Raw genomic sequence first — 14,243 nt, 5'->3', positions numbered from 1 at the left:
CCCTATTTTTTTAACTCTATTGTATACTAACTGAAAATATCAGGCTATTATATATTCAAATTTATATCCATTATTATAATCTGTATATCCATTTGTGATAGCTTTTTGATCGGCAGGATCATCAAAATATGAAGAGATGAATTTCCATTTGGAGTTCCAATATACACTTGATACATTCCAGCTGCACCTTTTAATACTGTATTGCTAAATCCAACGGCTTTACCCATATAACCTATAATGATGATTTCCAATATATTCTCCTGTTTTAGATGAACCTTTGAACGTATATTTAGTTTTTGCTCCTAATGTTCTTTTTAAGTCCCAAGGCCCATTTGATTTTACCAATGAGTAAAACGTTGCAAGTCTATATGTATTAGCAGCAACTGTGCCATCGGATTTTTTTAACTTATTATAGGAATCTTTTACTTTTTTTGCTTGTTTCAAATTCGTTTGATAGCCTAGACGACTACTTTTTAAAAATGGTGATGTAGTGGTTAATAAATGATACAAAAAAACATTTTGAAAATGCACGAAAAAAAATACCAACACCGTAAAAGCGTTGGTATCACTGATTTATATGTGATGCGGTAGAGAGGACTTGAACCTCCACGGGTTATTCACCCACTAGGCCCTCAACCTAGCGCGTCTGCCATTCCGCCACTACCGCTTAATGAAAGAGACATGATTTATTATGTCAAAAATGCCTATTGTTGTCAAGTTTTTTAATGCGGATGAAGGGACTTGAACCCCCACGCCCGAAGGCACTAGATCCTGATTCTAGCGCGTCTGCCAATTCCGCCACATCCGCTCAAAACTATAAAAAGCAATGGCTGGGCTAGCTGGATTCGAACCAACGAATGACGGAGTCAAAGTCCGTTGCCTTACCACTTGGCTATAGCCCAATCAAAAGGGAAGAGTAATATAGTACCATATATGCAACAGTGAATACAAGTTGTAAAATATGGGAATAAACTGTTGAATTTTCATCTTGAATTTGCAGGAACGAAAAACGTTTGGGATTTGTCCCTAAGTGTTTCTACCCACAATGAATAGAATATCAAGAATTTCTTAATGACCCCTACGGGATTCGAACCCGTGTTACCGCCGTGAAAGGGCGGTGTCTTAACCGCTTGACCAAGGGGCCAAAAAACATAATGGCGGAGAAGGAGGGATTTGAACCCTCGCGCCGCTTACGCGACCTATACCCTTAGCAGGGGCACCTCTTCAGCCACTTGAGTACTTCCCCATAAAAATAACTAGCTATAGCAATATATATATGGGTCTTCCAGTAAAAGTGTAGAACCATTTACAGAAAACCCTTCACCTTGCTTCACTAGACTCCGCAGGTAGGATTCGAACCTACGACCGATCGGTTAACAGCCGATAGCTCTACCACTGAGCTACTGCGGAATAAATGACTCTTATGATTATAAGGGGCTAACGAGAACCTGTCAATAAAAAGATGGCTTTTTTGATGCTTACATTGCACATTCAGTCATTTTGAGAAAAGTATTCCTTCCTTTGCTTTAATTTCCCCTTGCATTTGCCACATACAAAACGGTCCGTATTCACCCTGCGTTTACGTTCATAGATTTGGGCACAATCCTGGCATTGATAAATATATATTTTCCCACTGCTTTTCTTTACTTTTTGAAGAGGAGTACAATGACGTGGTGCGCCAACCTGCTTCATTAACTTCTTAAAGTCTTGGTCTCGGTGTTGATACCCTTTTCCTTCTATATGTAAATGATAATGGCAAAGTTCATGCTTAATAATGCCTTCGAGTTCAGAAAAGCCATGCTCTTCTAAATACTTACGATTAATCTCTATATTATGAGAGGAAAGCAGATAACGCCCCCCTGTTGTGCGTAATCGACCGTTAAATATGGCATGATGTAGAAACGGTTTTTTGAAGTGTTGCTCAGATATTTGTTTAACTAAAGATTGGAGTTCTTCATTTGTCATGTTCACACCTCATACCCATCGTATTGGAACTTTGTTTTGGCTATTATCATATTATAGTGGAAAACGAATATGGGAGGTTTTTTAAATGCCCGTCTGGTTTTTAAATCAAATGCAAAAGGCCTTCTTTGAAAAAAATCTCTATCAAATAAAATTATTGAACCAATGCTGGAATTTTTATAGAAGAAAACACTGCAAATAAAGGGATGCAGTGTTTTTCCTTGTTTATCCCGAATTAACTGGAAACAACACTCCTACTTCAAGAATTCGAGGAAGAAACAAGAATTGTAGGTGGGAGATCAACTGAAAGTCAAATCCTCGATTGGTTCAGGCAACAGGATGTGGTTCACAAAGGCGTTGCGATAGGACGTCGCGAATTTAGCTTTTGATCCTTACAATCAGTGGAGGAATAGAGGAAAGCAGACTAAGAGCACCGTCCGCACGTCTTCGTCTGCATGACCTGCTGCTGTAGATCTAATCCCCCACTGACTGAAGTTTATTCACCTTCGGGTAACATCGTAAGGGAAAGTCTGCCTTTTTGTACATCTACTTTTTCCACCCAAACGGTCACAATATCTCCAAGAGAGACAACGTCAAGTGGATGTTTCACAAATTGGTTACTTAGTTTGGATATATGAACAAGTCCATCTTCTTTCACCCCAACATCCACAAATGCACCGAAATCGACGACATTTCGAACCGTACCTTGCATCTCCATCCCCGGTTTCAAATCCTCTAACTTTAATAAATCCTTTTTCAATAAAGGTTTGGGGAGTTCGTCCCGTAGATCCCGTCCCGGTTTCATCAGAGCCTCCATAATATCTTCTAATGTTAGAAGTCCAAGTTCTAGCTCATTAGCCATTGATTCCTTATTCACATTTTTCAATGCCTCAACAAGTTCTTGACTTCCAATATCCTTCGTTGAAAATCCAAGCCGCTTTAATAAGCTCATTACTTCTGCGTAATTTTCAGGATGGATTGGCGTAGTATCCAACGGTTCCATCCCATCTAGGATACGTAAAAAGCCAATGGCTTGTTCATATGTTTTCGCCCCCAAACGCGGGATATCTTTCAACTGTTTTCGACTTGAGAACTTCCCATTTTCTTCACGAAACTTCACTATATTGCTTGCGACTGTTTTGCTAAGACCGGAAACATATTGTAATAATGAGGGCGAAGCTGTGTTGACATTGACACCCACTTGATTGACCGCTGTTTCTACAACAAATGTCAATGATTCATTTAATTTCTTTTGAGAGACATCGTGCTGGTATTGCCCAACACCAACTGATTTCGGGTCGATTTTAACAAGTTCAGCCAATGGGTCTTGCAGTCTTCTAGCAATTGAAGCTGCACTTCTTTCCTCCACCTGTAAGTCTGGAAATTCTTCCCTTGCCAAGGCGGATGCTGAATAAACACTCGCCCCCGCTTCATTCACAATCACATAGGCCAAATCGGTTTTCATTTCCTTTAAAATATTAGCCGTAAATTGCTCCGTTTCTCGAGAGGCTGTCCCATTTCCAATTGCAATCACTTCGATCTTATATTGCTTCAGGATCCGAATCATTTTTTCCTTTGCTTCCGCTAATTTTGCTTTTGGCGGATGGGGATAAATAACATCAATGTGTAGCAATTTACCTGTTTCATCCACTACCGCTAGTTTACAACCGGTACGATAAGCAGGATCAACTCCCAATACCATTTTTCCTTTTAAAGGTGGCTGTAAGAGCAGGTTTCTTAAGTTCTCGGAAAAAATATGGATCGCTTGGGCTTCCGCTTTTTCGGTCAATTCATTGCGAATTTCCCGCTCAATCGCCGGTTCAATTAACCGTTTATACCCATCCTCAATGGCTTCCATTACCGTTGAAGCAGCCATGGAATCCGCTTTTTTAATTAACTTTCTATGTAAATACTGCAGAATTTTCTCGACTTCAATTTTCAAGGAGACTTTTAATATTTCTTCCTTCTCGCCGCGGTTTAAAGCAAGAGTGCGATGGGGCACAATCCTTTTTACTGGTTCCTCATAATCATAATAATTTTCAAACACTTTTTTCTCATCTTTTTCTGCGTCCCTCACAACAGAGGTTATTTTTCCTGAATGGAAAAATTCCCTTCGGATCCATTGACGAATCGCAGCATCATCAGAAACTTGCTCTGCGATAATATCCTGGGCGCCTTTTATTGCCTCTGTGGCATCCGACACTTCTTTTTCCTCTGAAATATATTTTTCAGCTTCTTGTTCCACATTACCGTCTGTTGGAAACTGTAAAAGCCATTGTGCTAAAGGTTCTAATCCTTTTTCTTTCGCAACAGCAGCACGGGTGCGACGCTTTTGTTTATAAGGGCGATACAAATCTTCTACCATTTGTAATTGATCCGCTTGTAAAATAGCTACCTTTAAGTCCTCCGTTAATTTCCCCTGTTCTTCAATCAATCGAATGACATCGGTTTTTCTTTGTTCTAGATTTTGTAAATAGGTCCAACTATCCAATATCCCTTTGATTTGCACTTCATCTAAAGCGCCGGTCATTTCCTTTCGATAACGAGCAATGAATGGAACGGTATTTCCCTCTTCTAATAAGTCAATCACACTGGATACTTGCTTTTTAGATAAAGTAAGCTCTTTGGCGATCTTCCCAAGCAAATCGATCTTTTGTTCAATGGTCACGTAAGTCCCTCATTTCTCTATTTCTTCCTCCCATTTTATCAATAAAAAGCTAGAGCATCCAGCAAGTACTGCGGTGATGATCCAGCTTTTTTCATTCATAGTTTTTATTTAAAGAACACAGATATCACTTCGTCAAACTTCATCTGATCATTCACTTCATATGTACCAGGCCGTAACTTCCCTGAAAGCTTCCGTTTTTCGACCTCATTGACAAAATCCATTTTTTTATCGATAATATGAGCCTTCTGTAAAGCTTCTCCAACATCAATGCTGGTCATTCCTTCGGTGACAGTAATGATCGCATGATAAACTATTTTTTCCTTCGGCTTTTCTTTTGGTTCTTCCGGAACATTTTCTTTTGCTTTTTTCATTGCAGCAAGCTGTTCCTCCCACTCTTCTTCTGTGTGAATCACATATCCCTCCGAGGTTAACATGCTTTTCATATCTTCTACCGATGGTTTTTCTTCCACCTTAGCATTTGTTTCATTATTGGGAGTAGAATAGTAGACCACACCACAGGCACATGCCGCAATCATTAACCCCATCGCAAAGCTACGCATTGATTTTGCCGACATGATTACTTTTCTCCCCTTCCTTTACATCCATATAAGGAGCAAGTAATTGTTCCATTTCCTGTTGAGAACAGCCTTTCTTTGCTGCAATATTTTTAATCGAGTAGCCTCGTTTATAAAGGTCGATGACCTCACGCAGCAAAACCCGTTGTTCCGAAGAGATTGGAAGAGCGCCTGCTTCTTGTGCAGTAATGAAACCATCAATTTCTACCAATCGAATTTGTTGTTGCACTTTATACAATTCATCTGTAAAAGTAAGAGAGAGTTGATCCATTTCCCGCTCCATCTTTGTTGAGGTCTGCCGTGTTTTTACAAACGATAGAATAAGTAGCACAACGGCTGTGCCTAATAAAATGGCTAACATCCATTCCATCATTTTCTTCACTTCCTTTGCAGAATCTTTCAATATACTATCCTCTATAATTTGAACTAAATTCTGATTAAAAGCAAGAATTTATTAAAAATGTAATCTTTTTGAGAAAATCCAAAGGTGAGGTTTAGACTTTTTCCGACCATATTCGGGTGGTGCCAGGCACCGCAAAGACACCCTACTCTTAGAGTAGGGTTCCGACAATAAAGGACATATCATCTGTTGTATTGATTTGTTTTGCTTTTAGTTGGTCGGTCATGGTCCAAACTGAATGCTTTCCTCCGAGCAAGTCGCGGGTTTTTATATTGATGAAGCCGTCAGAATGGATCAGGAATTTAGACTGTCCTTCATAGGAATATAGATGGGTATGGAAATTTTGGGGTCTTCCGGAGAGATAGCCTGTCACGGGTAACGGATAAATTAATTTGCCTGCTGGCGTATAAACGTAAAAGCGAATATTGCCAACGCAACTGTATGCAAATTCTCGCTTTTGAAAATCAACTTTTAAAATCCCTACTGCCGCTCCTCGTGTACGCAGTAACACTTTATTGCAATAATCCATCAATGTATCGACACTCTCCTCTGGGTTAGATTCCACCACAGAAGTTACAGCCTTAGCAGCTTCATAGGCATATCGTCCACTTCCCAATCCATCGGCTAAAACGCAAAGGAAATAATCATTTTGTAAGTTTAGGTAGAAGCCATCACCACAATAAACATTATTGTCTTTAGCAGTTTGAAAGGCATGTGCCTCTAGATGACTATTTTTCACATGGATCATATAGAAGATTTCTCCGCATCTTTTTTATTTTCAAAAATGGCTTCTCTCAGTTTTTTGATTGCTTTCCTTTGTAAACGGGATACATGCATTTGTGAAATTTCTAACATTTCTCCAGCCTCTTTCTGGCTTTTGTTTTCTAAATACGTATATTGAATGATTTTCCGTTCTCTATCAGACAAAACATGAAGGACTTCTTCCAACATCATTTTTTGATTGACTTTTTCGTAACCGGAATCAATGTGACCGACTATATCCAATAATGTGACGGTACTGCCATCAGCATCCGCTTCAATCGAGTGGTCAACAGATAAAGCTTGGTAGCTTTTCCCCATTTCCATCGCTTCTAAAACTTCCTCTTCAGGTATTTCAAGATGGGCAGCAATCTCTGGAATTTTAGGCGAACGTTGAAGCTCCCTTGTCAATTCTTCTACCGTTGCCTTAATTTTAGGACCTAATTCTTTAATACGCCGTGGAACATGAACACTCCAGGTCTTATCTCTTAAAAAGCGCTTAATTTCTCCAATAATTGTAGGGATTGCAAAGGCTTCAAATGTTTTTCCGTACGTTTCATCATAGCGGCGTATGGCCCCAAGCAGGCCGATGAGTCCTACTTGTACAATATCTTCATGGAACGATTTCCCCTTTGAATATTTTCGGGCAATCGATTCAACTAACTTATAGTACTGAGAAACTAACTTATCTTGAGCTTCCTCATCTTTATCGGTTTGATACGCTTTAATCCATTCGTTAATTTGGCTTTGCCCTTGTTCAGGTTGAGATTGTTTCAACATCACTCTCCACCTGCTCTCCTTCAAGGAATTTGGTCATAAAGACCGTTACTCCCTCATGCTGGTGTATCTTCACCTCGTCCATCAAACTTTCAATTAAATACAGTCCTAGGCCACCCTCCCGAAGAAATTCAGCTTTATCACCACTCTTATATGGACCGATTTTAGAGCGCGCCTTTTCCAAATCAAAGCTTTTTCCAGAGTCAGCGATCATCGTTTCGAGTTTGTCTTCATAAAGAGCAAATCCTACAACAATTTCCCCACATTCCTTTTCCCTGTAGGCATGTTGCACAGCATTCGTGATCGCTTCACTCACAGCTACTTTCAAATCATCAATGACATCATACGTAAAGCCCATTCTGCTCGCAATTCCTGATAAGGTTAGTCGAATAACCCCAACATACTCTGGTTTTGCAGGAATTTTCATTTCAATGTAGTCAAACGCTTCTTTCATCTTAAACTCCACCTTCTACCTCGGTATTGACATCCATCACATCTGTTAGTCCCGTAATATCAAACAACCGTTTCAAACGACCAGACATTCCTTTTAAAACAAGCTTGCCGTCGTACTTCTTCAATGTTTTAAATAATCCTACAAAGACGCCTAAGCCTGTACTGTCCATATAGTGTACATCCGTTAGATCAACGACAATTTTTATGCCGGATTGTTCTGCAAGCGGGAGTAGTGCTTCACGAACTTTTGGAGCAGTATAAGCATCTATTTCACCGGCAAGTTTAGCGCTAATAATCGATTCCATTTCTTGTACATCTATAGAAATATTCATCATCCACCAACCCCTTTAAAAGTACTGAATTTACTTCTACCCGATTCCTTAAAAACGAAACCTATTGATTGTATTACTGAACTCTTCTTAAAATCACAAGAGTAAAATCATCCCGAAGTTCAAAATCTTGCAATCTTTCTAAATCCTTATAGATTTTCGTTACCATTTCTTGGGTTGACATATGTATATAATCATGAAGCATTGAAATTAAGTCTTCCCTTTCAATAAATCCTTCTTGTGTCCTACATTCCGTCACACCATCTGATAAAAGGATAACCATGTCGCCAGGTGAAAGTTGTACGTTAAATTCCTTATATTTCGTTTTCTTTTCGATACCTAATAATAATCCTCTGGCTTCTAAATCCTGAAAGTTCTGTTTTTCACCATTGTAAAAAAAACCTGCTTCATGTCCAGCCGAGGCATAGGTAAAATCATGTGTACGGGGATCATATACCCCATAGCACATTGTAATAAACATACTGGGGTCCACATTTTGTTCCACTACTCGATTTAAACTTTCTAAAATTTGCTTTGGACTATGTTGATTTTCTGGGAAACTATCCATGGCATATTTTATCATCGACATGGACAAAGCGGCTGGGATTCCTTTGCCTATCACGTCCGCAATTGCAATTCCAAGGCATTGATTCTCGTCTTTGACAAAATGATAATAATCTCCGTTCATCTGTCTAGCAGGCACACTAATAACGCCAATATCAAGCCCTTCAATCTCAGGTTTAACGGTCCGCAACAAGGTCTGTTGCATTTTCGCCGCTACTTCAATTTCATTTTTTAATGCAAGCTGTTCCGTTCGTAGGCTTTGATGCTCTCTGTATGCAAGTCCATAGCCCATCATGACCTCTAGCAAAATATCAAAGGAATCGAATATAGCGTCTGCTTGAAATCCATTCTCCATGAGAACAGTTCTATGTAAGCTAATAATCTCCTCAGGAGAGATATGATGTTCGATTAATTTTCTACTTAATTTCTGTCCTTGGTACAATGTTTGCTCGTCTTTACCTTCTAAATATTTACCCAGAATAGCTCTATATTTATCTTCCAAACTTTCTCTAAAGCCCATGATGAAAATCCCCCTATCGGAGCCATTTCACTGTAGTGATTTCTGTTCCTTCCCCAACTTTGGAGTAGATGTCAAATTCATCCATCAGCCGCTTCACACCTGGAAGTCCGGCTCCCAACCCCCCTGATGTGGTATAGCCGTCTTCCATTACCTTGCGAATATCGGCAATTCCCGCTCCATTATCTTTTGCAATAATTTTGACACCCGTTTTTTCACCTACATAATACTTTTCAATACAAACCTCGCCTTGACCGGCATACAAGAAAATATTTCTTGCCAATTCGCTGATTGCAGTCGTGATTCTTGCCTGGTCGACAGTCCCAAACCCAAGCTCCTTTGCCACATTTCTGCCTAATTGGCGAACTGCTACTATGTCCCATTCATTTAATATTTTCACGCAGGACTGTAGCTCCATAGGCTACTCCCCCAGTTCCTGTTGTAATTTATCTAAACCGTTTTCTAAGTCAAGTGCAGTCATCACATCATCCAAGCGAATTCCAAGTTCAATCAGCGTAATGGCAACTGGAGGTTGGATACCAGTAATGACTACCTTAGCTCCCATTAATTTAGACATTTCTATCACATCACCTAAGACTTTTGCAATAAATGAATCTATAAAATCTATGGATGTAATATCAATCACCACACCACTTGCATTTGTCTGATGAATCATCTGCAATAGATCCTCTTGAAATTGTAAGGCTGTTTGATCATCTAGTTCCCATTGAATCGAAACAAGTAAATATTTGCCTAATTTTAGTATTGGTATTCTCAATTTGCACCCTCCATCATGACAATTTCCCTGTTGGTATATTCAAGTGCTTTTTCGATTCCCTTCCGCAATGTGCTAGTTGTTGTAATATGGTTAAGATTAATCCCCAAATTAACAATCGTTTGAGCAATCTCCGGACGAATTCCGACAATCATGCATTTTGCCCCTACTAATCTAACTGCATCTGCCGCTTGGATGATGTGGTGAGCCACCATTGTATCCACAACAGGGACTCCTGTAATATCGATTAAAACGACGTCTGAGCGATGTTTAACTGCACCACCTAAAAGATTTTCCATAATTAATCTGGCACGGTCGGTATCAATTGTTCCTACAAGGGGCATAATGGAGATCTTTTCAAAGACCGGAATGAGGGGGGCGGAAAGTTCCTGTAAAGCAACCTTTTGCATCGAGATCGTTTTCTCCCAAGTTTCTGAATAGGTATCAATCATCTGATCCTGTAAAGGGGCCAACCAGTCCTCAAGGTCAAGAACCAATAACTTTATTTGTTCAGTCGTATACTCATTTTTGGTCACCATTTTCTCAAAGATAATACTTTGAAACACCCGAATCCCCGTTGTTAGGTAAGTAAGTGGCCAACCTAATTTTATAATACTTTCAGCAAAGTCCTTCACTTTCTCATGGTAGATTTCATTTGAATCGACAATATTGGAAACAATCACATCTAAAAATTCTTTACTCATATTGCTGAACACATTATCTGAGATGGTGTTGAATGAACGAGAATCCCCCTTTTCCTTCATTTCAACCATCCACTCATCCAGCATATTCCCTCCATAATTTTGTATATATTGAGCAATTTCTCTCTTCATCGAATCCTTTCCTCCTCTATTTGCTGACGATCCAAAAACCGTGCAAATCCTTTATTTTTCATTTTAACCATAGCCCATTTACAAACTCAAATACAAAGACATCTTAACAGAGAAATAGGAAAAAAGTGGTCTACAACAATAAGAAAGACGCTTTTGTTTTTCAACAATAAAGCGCCTTAAAAATCGATGAGGCCTAAACTAATTTGCAAGGCTTCATCTACCTTTTCCATCATTTCTTCATCCAGATGTGTAATTTTATCCGTTAGCCGTTGCTTATCCACTGTTCTAATCTGTTCAAGTAGTAGAACAGAGTCCCTTTCAAATCCATATTTTTTGGCATCAATTTCCACATGAGTGGGCAATTTGGCTTTTTGAATTTGCGCCGTTATGGCTGCAATGATTACAGTGGGACTGAAGCGATTCCCAATATCATTTTGCAACACCAAAACAGGGCGCACCCCGCCTTGTTCTGAACCGACTACTGGCGATAAGTCGGCGAAATACACATCACCACGTTTTACACTCAAAATACTAGCCCCCGCTTACAAGACGTTCGACTGTATTTTCCGCCTCATATTCCGCCTGTATGGCTTCCGAAGCAATTGCCAAATTGATTTTCGCCATTTCCATGTAACCACGCCGCATTGTTTCCACAATTTGCCGCCTTCTTCGTTCACGAAGATACATTTTTGTAGCACGATAAATAAATTCATTCCGATTTACATTTTCCAATTCAGCATATCCGTCCATTTCCGCAATCAATTGTTGCGGTAAGCGAATCATGATTTCCGTTGTTGCGCTGGATTCAGACACCCACTACACCTCCACAATCACTACAAACCATTCTGTATTATGATACCATCATTCAGCACTTGTGCAAAGGTATTTCTAGATTCTTTCTCTAGTATCAACCGTTAATTTTGGATTTAATACCTATACTTCTACGTTTATCGTAATTATCCTTCTTTATTTACCAAAATTTTTATTTTTTTCGGCAAAAAATGTAAGAAAAGCACAAGCACCTTAATGGGGAAGAACGGCTAAGTTCGCGCCGTCCTGGCGCAACGCCGTTCTGACCCACACCCTGTGGGCCTCGTTCTGACCCACATCCTGTGGGCCTATACGTAGATCCGCGGAACACGATGGCTGATCATACATGTTACTTCATAATTGATTGTGTCTAATTTTTTTGCAACATGATCAACGGATACCTGTTGCCCCTTTTGTTCGCCAATCAAGGTAATTTTCGTCCCAACTGGCATAAAACGTGGAAGCTGGAGCATTGTCTGATCCATACAAATTCGGCCGACGACCGGGACTAGTTCCCCATCTGCTATCACATGAAAGCCTTGTAGATGTCTAAGCCATCCATCCCCATACCCAATTGGGATCGTCGCGATCCATTGTTCCTGTTCCGCTGTATATGTTGCCCCGTAGCTTATTTTTTCACCCGCTGCTAATTTTTTAATATGAATGATTTTCGAGTGAAGAGAGAATGCCTCTTTTCCAGTAAAAGGCAGTAAGGGTTTTATTTCTGGTGAAGGAGACAGACCATATAAGGCGATACCAACTCTAATCGCATTAAAAATCGAATCATGATGAATGAGTGCTGCAGCACTATTGGCAGCATGGATATAGGATGGTTGCGTCTTTAAAACGTTCAGAAAATCGTGAAAGCGGGCTAATTGCTGCTGATAGTAACTCTCCTCCACTTGATCGGCTGTTGCAAAATGGGTATAGATTCCTTCAAAACAATACGTGTGAGAAGCATCGATGAATTTTTCAAGTTCGCTTAATTCACTTACTTTTTTGACTCCAATTCGATTCATACCTGTATCACATTTTATATGGACGGAAAGCTTGTACCCTTGAGGAATAGCATGCTCTGCCGTTTGCAACCAGTCATATTGATAAACGGTTAAAGATATATGTTCTTCAGCCGCTTTCCCTGCATCCTCTGGCCGCGTATACCCTAATACAAGAATGGGTGCAGTAATTTGCGCCTTTCTTAGGACCAAGGCTTCATCCAGAAAAGCAACGAGCAAACCATGAGCCCCTGCTTTAAGTGCCGCCCTAGCTGTTTGAACGGCACCATGACCATACCCATTGGCTTTAACAGCCGCAAAGACCTTTGTCTCTGAAGGAAACAGCTTACGGATTTCTTTCATATTATACATAATGGCATTCAAATTAATTTCAGCCCAAGTATCTCGATAAAATTGATGTTCACCCACCAAAGGTTCACTTCCCTAAACAAAATAGAAACTGATATTTATTATCAAACTCTATTTACCAGATGTCAATCATCATTGTAACCTAAGTTTCAGCGAATAAACAATTTGTAATTGTGGAAAATATTAACAATTGGTGAAGAAATGGAAAAACTAAAAAAACAGACCTTTTTTGAAGAGGTCTGTCAAACAATTTTAAAAGTATTGCCGCCATTATTTGACGGAGCTGCCTTGAACAGATTTTGCGACCATCACCATTTCTTCAGGAGTTAAATTAGAGGAAACGAGTAAAAAATCTACTCCTTGATCTGTCCAACTAATCGAACCTTCTGTCATCGCCCCAATCGAAAATCCTAAATCAGCCATCTCGCCGTTAACTGGTATGACCTCCATCGAAGAGGTCGGGCTTACTTCTGAAGCCTCTTGGAAAATCGTAAAGGACTTATCCTCACCAGCATACGTTAAAATAACCCTTTTTCCATTTTCCGTTGATACTTCATTTTCTTCAAGAAGCTTTACTCCTGGAATTTCTGCCATTGAATATTTCACAGCAAAATCATCACTATCCCCTACATTTTTAAGAACAGGAATATCCAATTGTGCACTCGTCATATTTTTCTTTGTGTCGAAGGCATTGGAGTCAAATTTAGCATCAAATTCAAATTTGGAGAATTCGACAGTGACAACAGCATTCTGATTGTTGTCCAAAACTTTCACACTAACAGGTTCTAATGATCCTTTTTTTAAAGTGATTTCTTGAGAAGGAAGCATTTTCTTATTCTGGTAGCGTGTTTTTGAATGAAAAACAAATTGATCCTTACCCGCCTTAAATTCTGCCTCTTTATCGTCAAGGATGTCTTTCACGAGCGATTCAAACAAATAAGCTTGGCTACTATTTTCAGGCCATTCACTCTGAAAACGATAGCTTTTGTTTAATGCCGGGGTTAATACATATACACCGCTTTTATTGCGTAAGATCATTTGGCTTTGATCTTTGTTTTCATTTTTTAAATGGACACGATAATTTCCCGGCTTTTCATACCAAACATCGATATTATAGGTTTGAGGCTCCTCCCCAACGGTCAATGTCATTTTCGCCTCGGCCTTATACCCTTTTAAATCCCCCACCTTTTTTTCTAAAGCTTTTGTGACATCTTCCTGAGACTTTGCCCCACAGGCGGAAAGGACCACAACTGACACGAACAATAATCCAATTATCCATAACCCCTTTCTCATTCTTTCAACCCCTTCTTGTCCTTTTTGACCATGAAAAGAAGAGAGAAAGTGGCTGTGAAATCATTGATCTTCACACTGTAATACTAGCGACCGTTCCGCTCAGGTGCGCTCATCATTCCGCAGCCATCCCCATCTCTCCTAACGCATTAAAAATATATGAGACA

The 14,243-nt window shown here is 39.7% G+C and carries 18 protein-coding genes and 6 tRNA genes; 1 reads left to right on the top strand and 23 read right to left on the bottom strand.

The features are described 5' to 3' along the window. Positions 1 to 47 precede the first annotated feature (47 nt). The 8 genes from MUB24_RS15135 to MUB24_RS15100 form a co-directional block, all read right to left on the bottom strand. Positions 48 to 251 (bottom strand): hypothetical protein, encoded by a 204-nt coding sequence (locus MUB24_RS15135; RefSeq protein ID WP_244705490.1) that lies wholly within the window; start codon positions 249 to 251, stop codon positions 48 to 50. Positions 252 to 583: 332 nt separating this feature from the next. Then, a tRNA-Leu gene (locus tag MUB24_RS15130) sits at positions 584 to 667 on the bottom strand. 59 nt (positions 668 to 726) lie between these two features. Next, positions 727 to 808: transfer RNA gene (locus MUB24_RS15125), tRNA-Leu, on the bottom strand. Positions 809 to 827: 19 nt separating this feature from the next. Next, positions 828 to 902, bottom strand: a tRNA-Gln gene (locus tag MUB24_RS15120). Between the two features lie 170 nt (positions 903 to 1,072). After that, positions 1,073 to 1,144: transfer RNA gene (locus tag MUB24_RS15115), tRNA-Glu, on the bottom strand. 11 nt (positions 1,145 to 1,155) lie between these two features. After that, a tRNA-Ser gene (locus tag MUB24_RS15110) sits at positions 1,156 to 1,246 on the bottom strand. A gap of 92 nt (positions 1,247 to 1,338) precedes the next feature. Further along, a tRNA-Asn gene (locus MUB24_RS15105) sits at positions 1,339 to 1,410 on the bottom strand. A gap of 81 nt (positions 1,411 to 1,491) precedes the next feature. Further along, a complete protein-coding gene (locus tag MUB24_RS15100; RefSeq protein WP_244705488.1) occupies positions 1,492 to 1,965 on the bottom strand; it encodes a SprT family protein in 474 nt (157 codons plus the stop codon). Positions 1,966 to 2,050: 85 nt separating this feature from the next. Here MUB24_RS15100 and cmpA point away from each other — a divergent pair, with 85 nt between their 5' ends. Beyond that, positions 2,051 to 2,164: a cortex morphogenetic protein CmpA gene (cmpA, locus tag MUB24_RS15095; RefSeq protein ID WP_244705486.1), complete on the top strand. Its 114-nt coding sequence runs from the start codon at positions 2,051 to 2,053 to the stop codon at positions 2,162 to 2,164. Between the two features lie 294 nt (positions 2,165 to 2,458). Here the strand turns inward: cmpA and MUB24_RS15090 are convergent, their stop codons facing one another. The 15 genes from MUB24_RS15090 to MUB24_RS15020 all read right to left on the bottom strand — a co-directional run bounded on the left by MUB24_RS15090 (position 2,459) and on the right by MUB24_RS15020 (position 14,079). Then, positions 2,459 to 4,630 carry a Tex family protein gene (locus MUB24_RS15090; protein WP_313898455.1) on the bottom strand — a complete coding sequence of 724 codons (2,172 nt, stop codon included), beginning with the start codon at positions 4,628 to 4,630 and terminating at the stop codon, positions 2,459 to 2,461. A gap of 104 nt (positions 4,631 to 4,734) precedes the next feature. Then, positions 4,735 to 5,205 carry an endolytic transglycosylase MltG gene (locus MUB24_RS15085; RefSeq protein WP_244705484.1) on the bottom strand — a complete coding sequence of 157 codons (471 nt, stop codon included), beginning with the start codon at positions 5,203 to 5,205 and terminating at the stop codon, positions 4,735 to 4,737. Then, positions 5,183 to 5,608 carry a hypothetical protein gene (locus MUB24_RS15080; protein ID WP_244705482.1) on the bottom strand — a complete coding sequence of 142 codons (426 nt, stop codon included), beginning with the start codon at positions 5,606 to 5,608 and terminating at the stop codon, positions 5,183 to 5,185. Before MUB24_RS15080 ends, MUB24_RS15085 begins: the two co-directional genes overlap by 23 nt. A 148-nt stretch (positions 5,609 to 5,756) precedes the next feature. After that, positions 5,757 to 6,353, bottom strand: a complete 597-nt coding sequence (locus tag MUB24_RS15075; protein ID WP_244705480.1) for a PP2C family serine/threonine-protein phosphatase — start codon at positions 6,351 to 6,353, stop codon at positions 5,757 to 5,759. Then, on the bottom strand, positions 6,350 to 7,144 hold the full coding sequence (gene sigB / locus MUB24_RS15070; RefSeq protein WP_244705478.1) for an RNA polymerase sigma factor SigB: 795 nt from the start codon (positions 7,142 to 7,144) through the stop codon (positions 6,350 to 6,352). The genes MUB24_RS15075 and sigB overlap by 4 nt, the downstream gene beginning before the upstream one ends. Then, entirely contained in the window at positions 7,122 to 7,595 is a 474-nt protein-coding gene (gene rsbW / locus MUB24_RS15065; protein ID WP_244705476.1) for an anti-sigma B factor RsbW, read from the bottom strand. Before rsbW ends, sigB begins: the two co-directional genes overlap by 23 nt. A gap of 1 nt (position 7,596) precedes the next feature. Continuing rightward, the gene (locus MUB24_RS15060) at positions 7,597 to 7,926 is read right to left on the bottom strand and encodes an anti-sigma factor antagonist (RefSeq protein ID WP_244705529.1); all 330 of its coding nucleotides are present in this window, start codon (positions 7,924 to 7,926) and stop codon (positions 7,597 to 7,599) included. A gap of 73 nt (positions 7,927 to 7,999) precedes the next feature. Continuing rightward, positions 8,000 to 9,007, bottom strand: a complete 1,008-nt coding sequence (locus MUB24_RS15055) for a PP2C family protein-serine/threonine phosphatase (RefSeq protein ID WP_244705474.1) — start codon at positions 9,005 to 9,007, stop codon at positions 8,000 to 8,002. Between the two features lie 13 nt (positions 9,008 to 9,020). Beyond that, the gene (locus MUB24_RS15050; RefSeq protein WP_244705472.1) at positions 9,021 to 9,422 is read right to left on the bottom strand and encodes an anti-sigma regulatory factor; all 402 of its coding nucleotides are present in this window, start codon (positions 9,420 to 9,422) and stop codon (positions 9,021 to 9,023) included. Between the two features lie 3 nt (positions 9,423 to 9,425). Beyond that, positions 9,426 to 9,782 (bottom strand): STAS domain-containing protein, encoded by a 357-nt coding sequence (locus MUB24_RS15045; protein WP_244705470.1) that lies wholly within the window; start codon positions 9,780 to 9,782, stop codon positions 9,426 to 9,428. Continuing rightward, positions 9,779 to 10,612 carry an STAS domain-containing protein gene (locus tag MUB24_RS15040; RefSeq protein ID WP_244705468.1) on the bottom strand — a complete coding sequence of 278 codons (834 nt, stop codon included), beginning with the start codon at positions 10,610 to 10,612 and terminating at the stop codon, positions 9,779 to 9,781. The genes MUB24_RS15045 and MUB24_RS15040 overlap by 4 nt, the downstream gene beginning before the upstream one ends. A gap of 176 nt (positions 10,613 to 10,788) precedes the next feature. Beyond that, on the bottom strand, positions 10,789 to 11,139 hold the full coding sequence (locus tag MUB24_RS15035) for a type II toxin-antitoxin system PemK/MazF family toxin (protein WP_244705466.1): 351 nt from the start codon (positions 11,137 to 11,139) through the stop codon (positions 10,789 to 10,791). A gap of 4 nt (positions 11,140 to 11,143) precedes the next feature. Next, positions 11,144 to 11,425, bottom strand: a complete 282-nt coding sequence (locus MUB24_RS15030) for a CopG family ribbon-helix-helix protein (protein ID WP_244705464.1) — start codon at positions 11,423 to 11,425, stop codon at positions 11,144 to 11,146. Positions 11,426 to 11,730: 305 nt separating this feature from the next. Beyond that, positions 11,731 to 12,849 carry an alanine racemase gene (gene alr / locus MUB24_RS15025; RefSeq protein ID WP_280517008.1) on the bottom strand — a complete coding sequence of 373 codons (1,119 nt, stop codon included), beginning with the start codon at positions 12,847 to 12,849 and terminating at the stop codon, positions 11,731 to 11,733. A gap of 207 nt (positions 12,850 to 13,056) precedes the next feature. Further along, a complete protein-coding gene (locus tag MUB24_RS15020; protein WP_244705462.1) occupies positions 13,057 to 14,079 on the bottom strand; it encodes a LolA family protein in 1,023 nt (340 codons plus the stop codon). Between the last annotated feature and the right edge of the window lie 164 nt (positions 14,080 to 14,243).

The sequence above is a fragment of the Lederbergia sp. NSJ-179 genome, from assembly GCF_022867885.1.
Lineage (GTDB): Bacteria > Bacillota > Bacilli > Bacillales > Bacillaceae_C > Lederbergia.
The sequence above is the reverse complement of the archived record's forward strand: the minus strand, read 5'-3'. Positions and strand labels throughout refer to the sequence as shown.

Excerpts from the sequence above, each read along its gene's own strand:
- MUB24_RS15100 (WP_244705488.1), bottom strand. The coding sequence starts at position 1,965 with ATGACAAATGAAGAACTCCAATCTTTAGTTAAACAAATATCTGAGCAA.
- cmpA (WP_244705486.1), top strand. The coding sequence starts at position 2,051 with ATGCCCGTCTGGTTTTTAAATCAAATGCAAAAGGCCTTCTTTGAAAAA.
- MUB24_RS15085 (WP_244705484.1), bottom strand. The coding sequence starts at position 5,205 with ATGTCGGCAAAATCAATGCGTAGCTTTGCGATGGGGTTAATGATTGCG.
- MUB24_RS15075 (WP_244705480.1), bottom strand. The coding sequence starts at position 6,353 with ATGATCCATGTGAAAAATAGTCATCTAGAGGCACATGCCTTTCAAACT.
- sigB (WP_244705478.1), bottom strand. The coding sequence starts at position 7,144 with ATGTTGAAACAATCTCAACCTGAACAAGGGCAAAGCCAAATTAACGAA.
- rsbW (WP_244705476.1), bottom strand. The coding sequence starts at position 7,595 with ATGAAAGAAGCGTTTGACTACATTGAAATGAAAATTCCTGCAAAACCA.
- MUB24_RS15060 (WP_244705529.1), bottom strand. The coding sequence starts at position 7,926 with ATGAATATTTCTATAGATGTACAAGAAATGGAATCGATTATTAGCGCT.
- MUB24_RS15055 (WP_244705474.1), bottom strand. The coding sequence starts at position 9,007 with ATGGGCTTTAGAGAAAGTTTGGAAGATAAATATAGAGCTATTCTGGGT.
- MUB24_RS15050 (WP_244705472.1), bottom strand. The coding sequence starts at position 9,422 with ATGGAGCTACAGTCCTGCGTGAAAATATTAAATGAATGGGACATAGTA.
- MUB24_RS15040 (WP_244705468.1), bottom strand. The coding sequence starts at position 10,612 with ATGAAGAGAGAAATTGCTCAATATATACAAAATTATGGAGGGAATATG.
- MUB24_RS15020 (WP_244705462.1), bottom strand. The coding sequence starts at position 14,079 with ATGAGAAAGGGGTTATGGATAATTGGATTATTGTTCGTGTCAGTTGTG.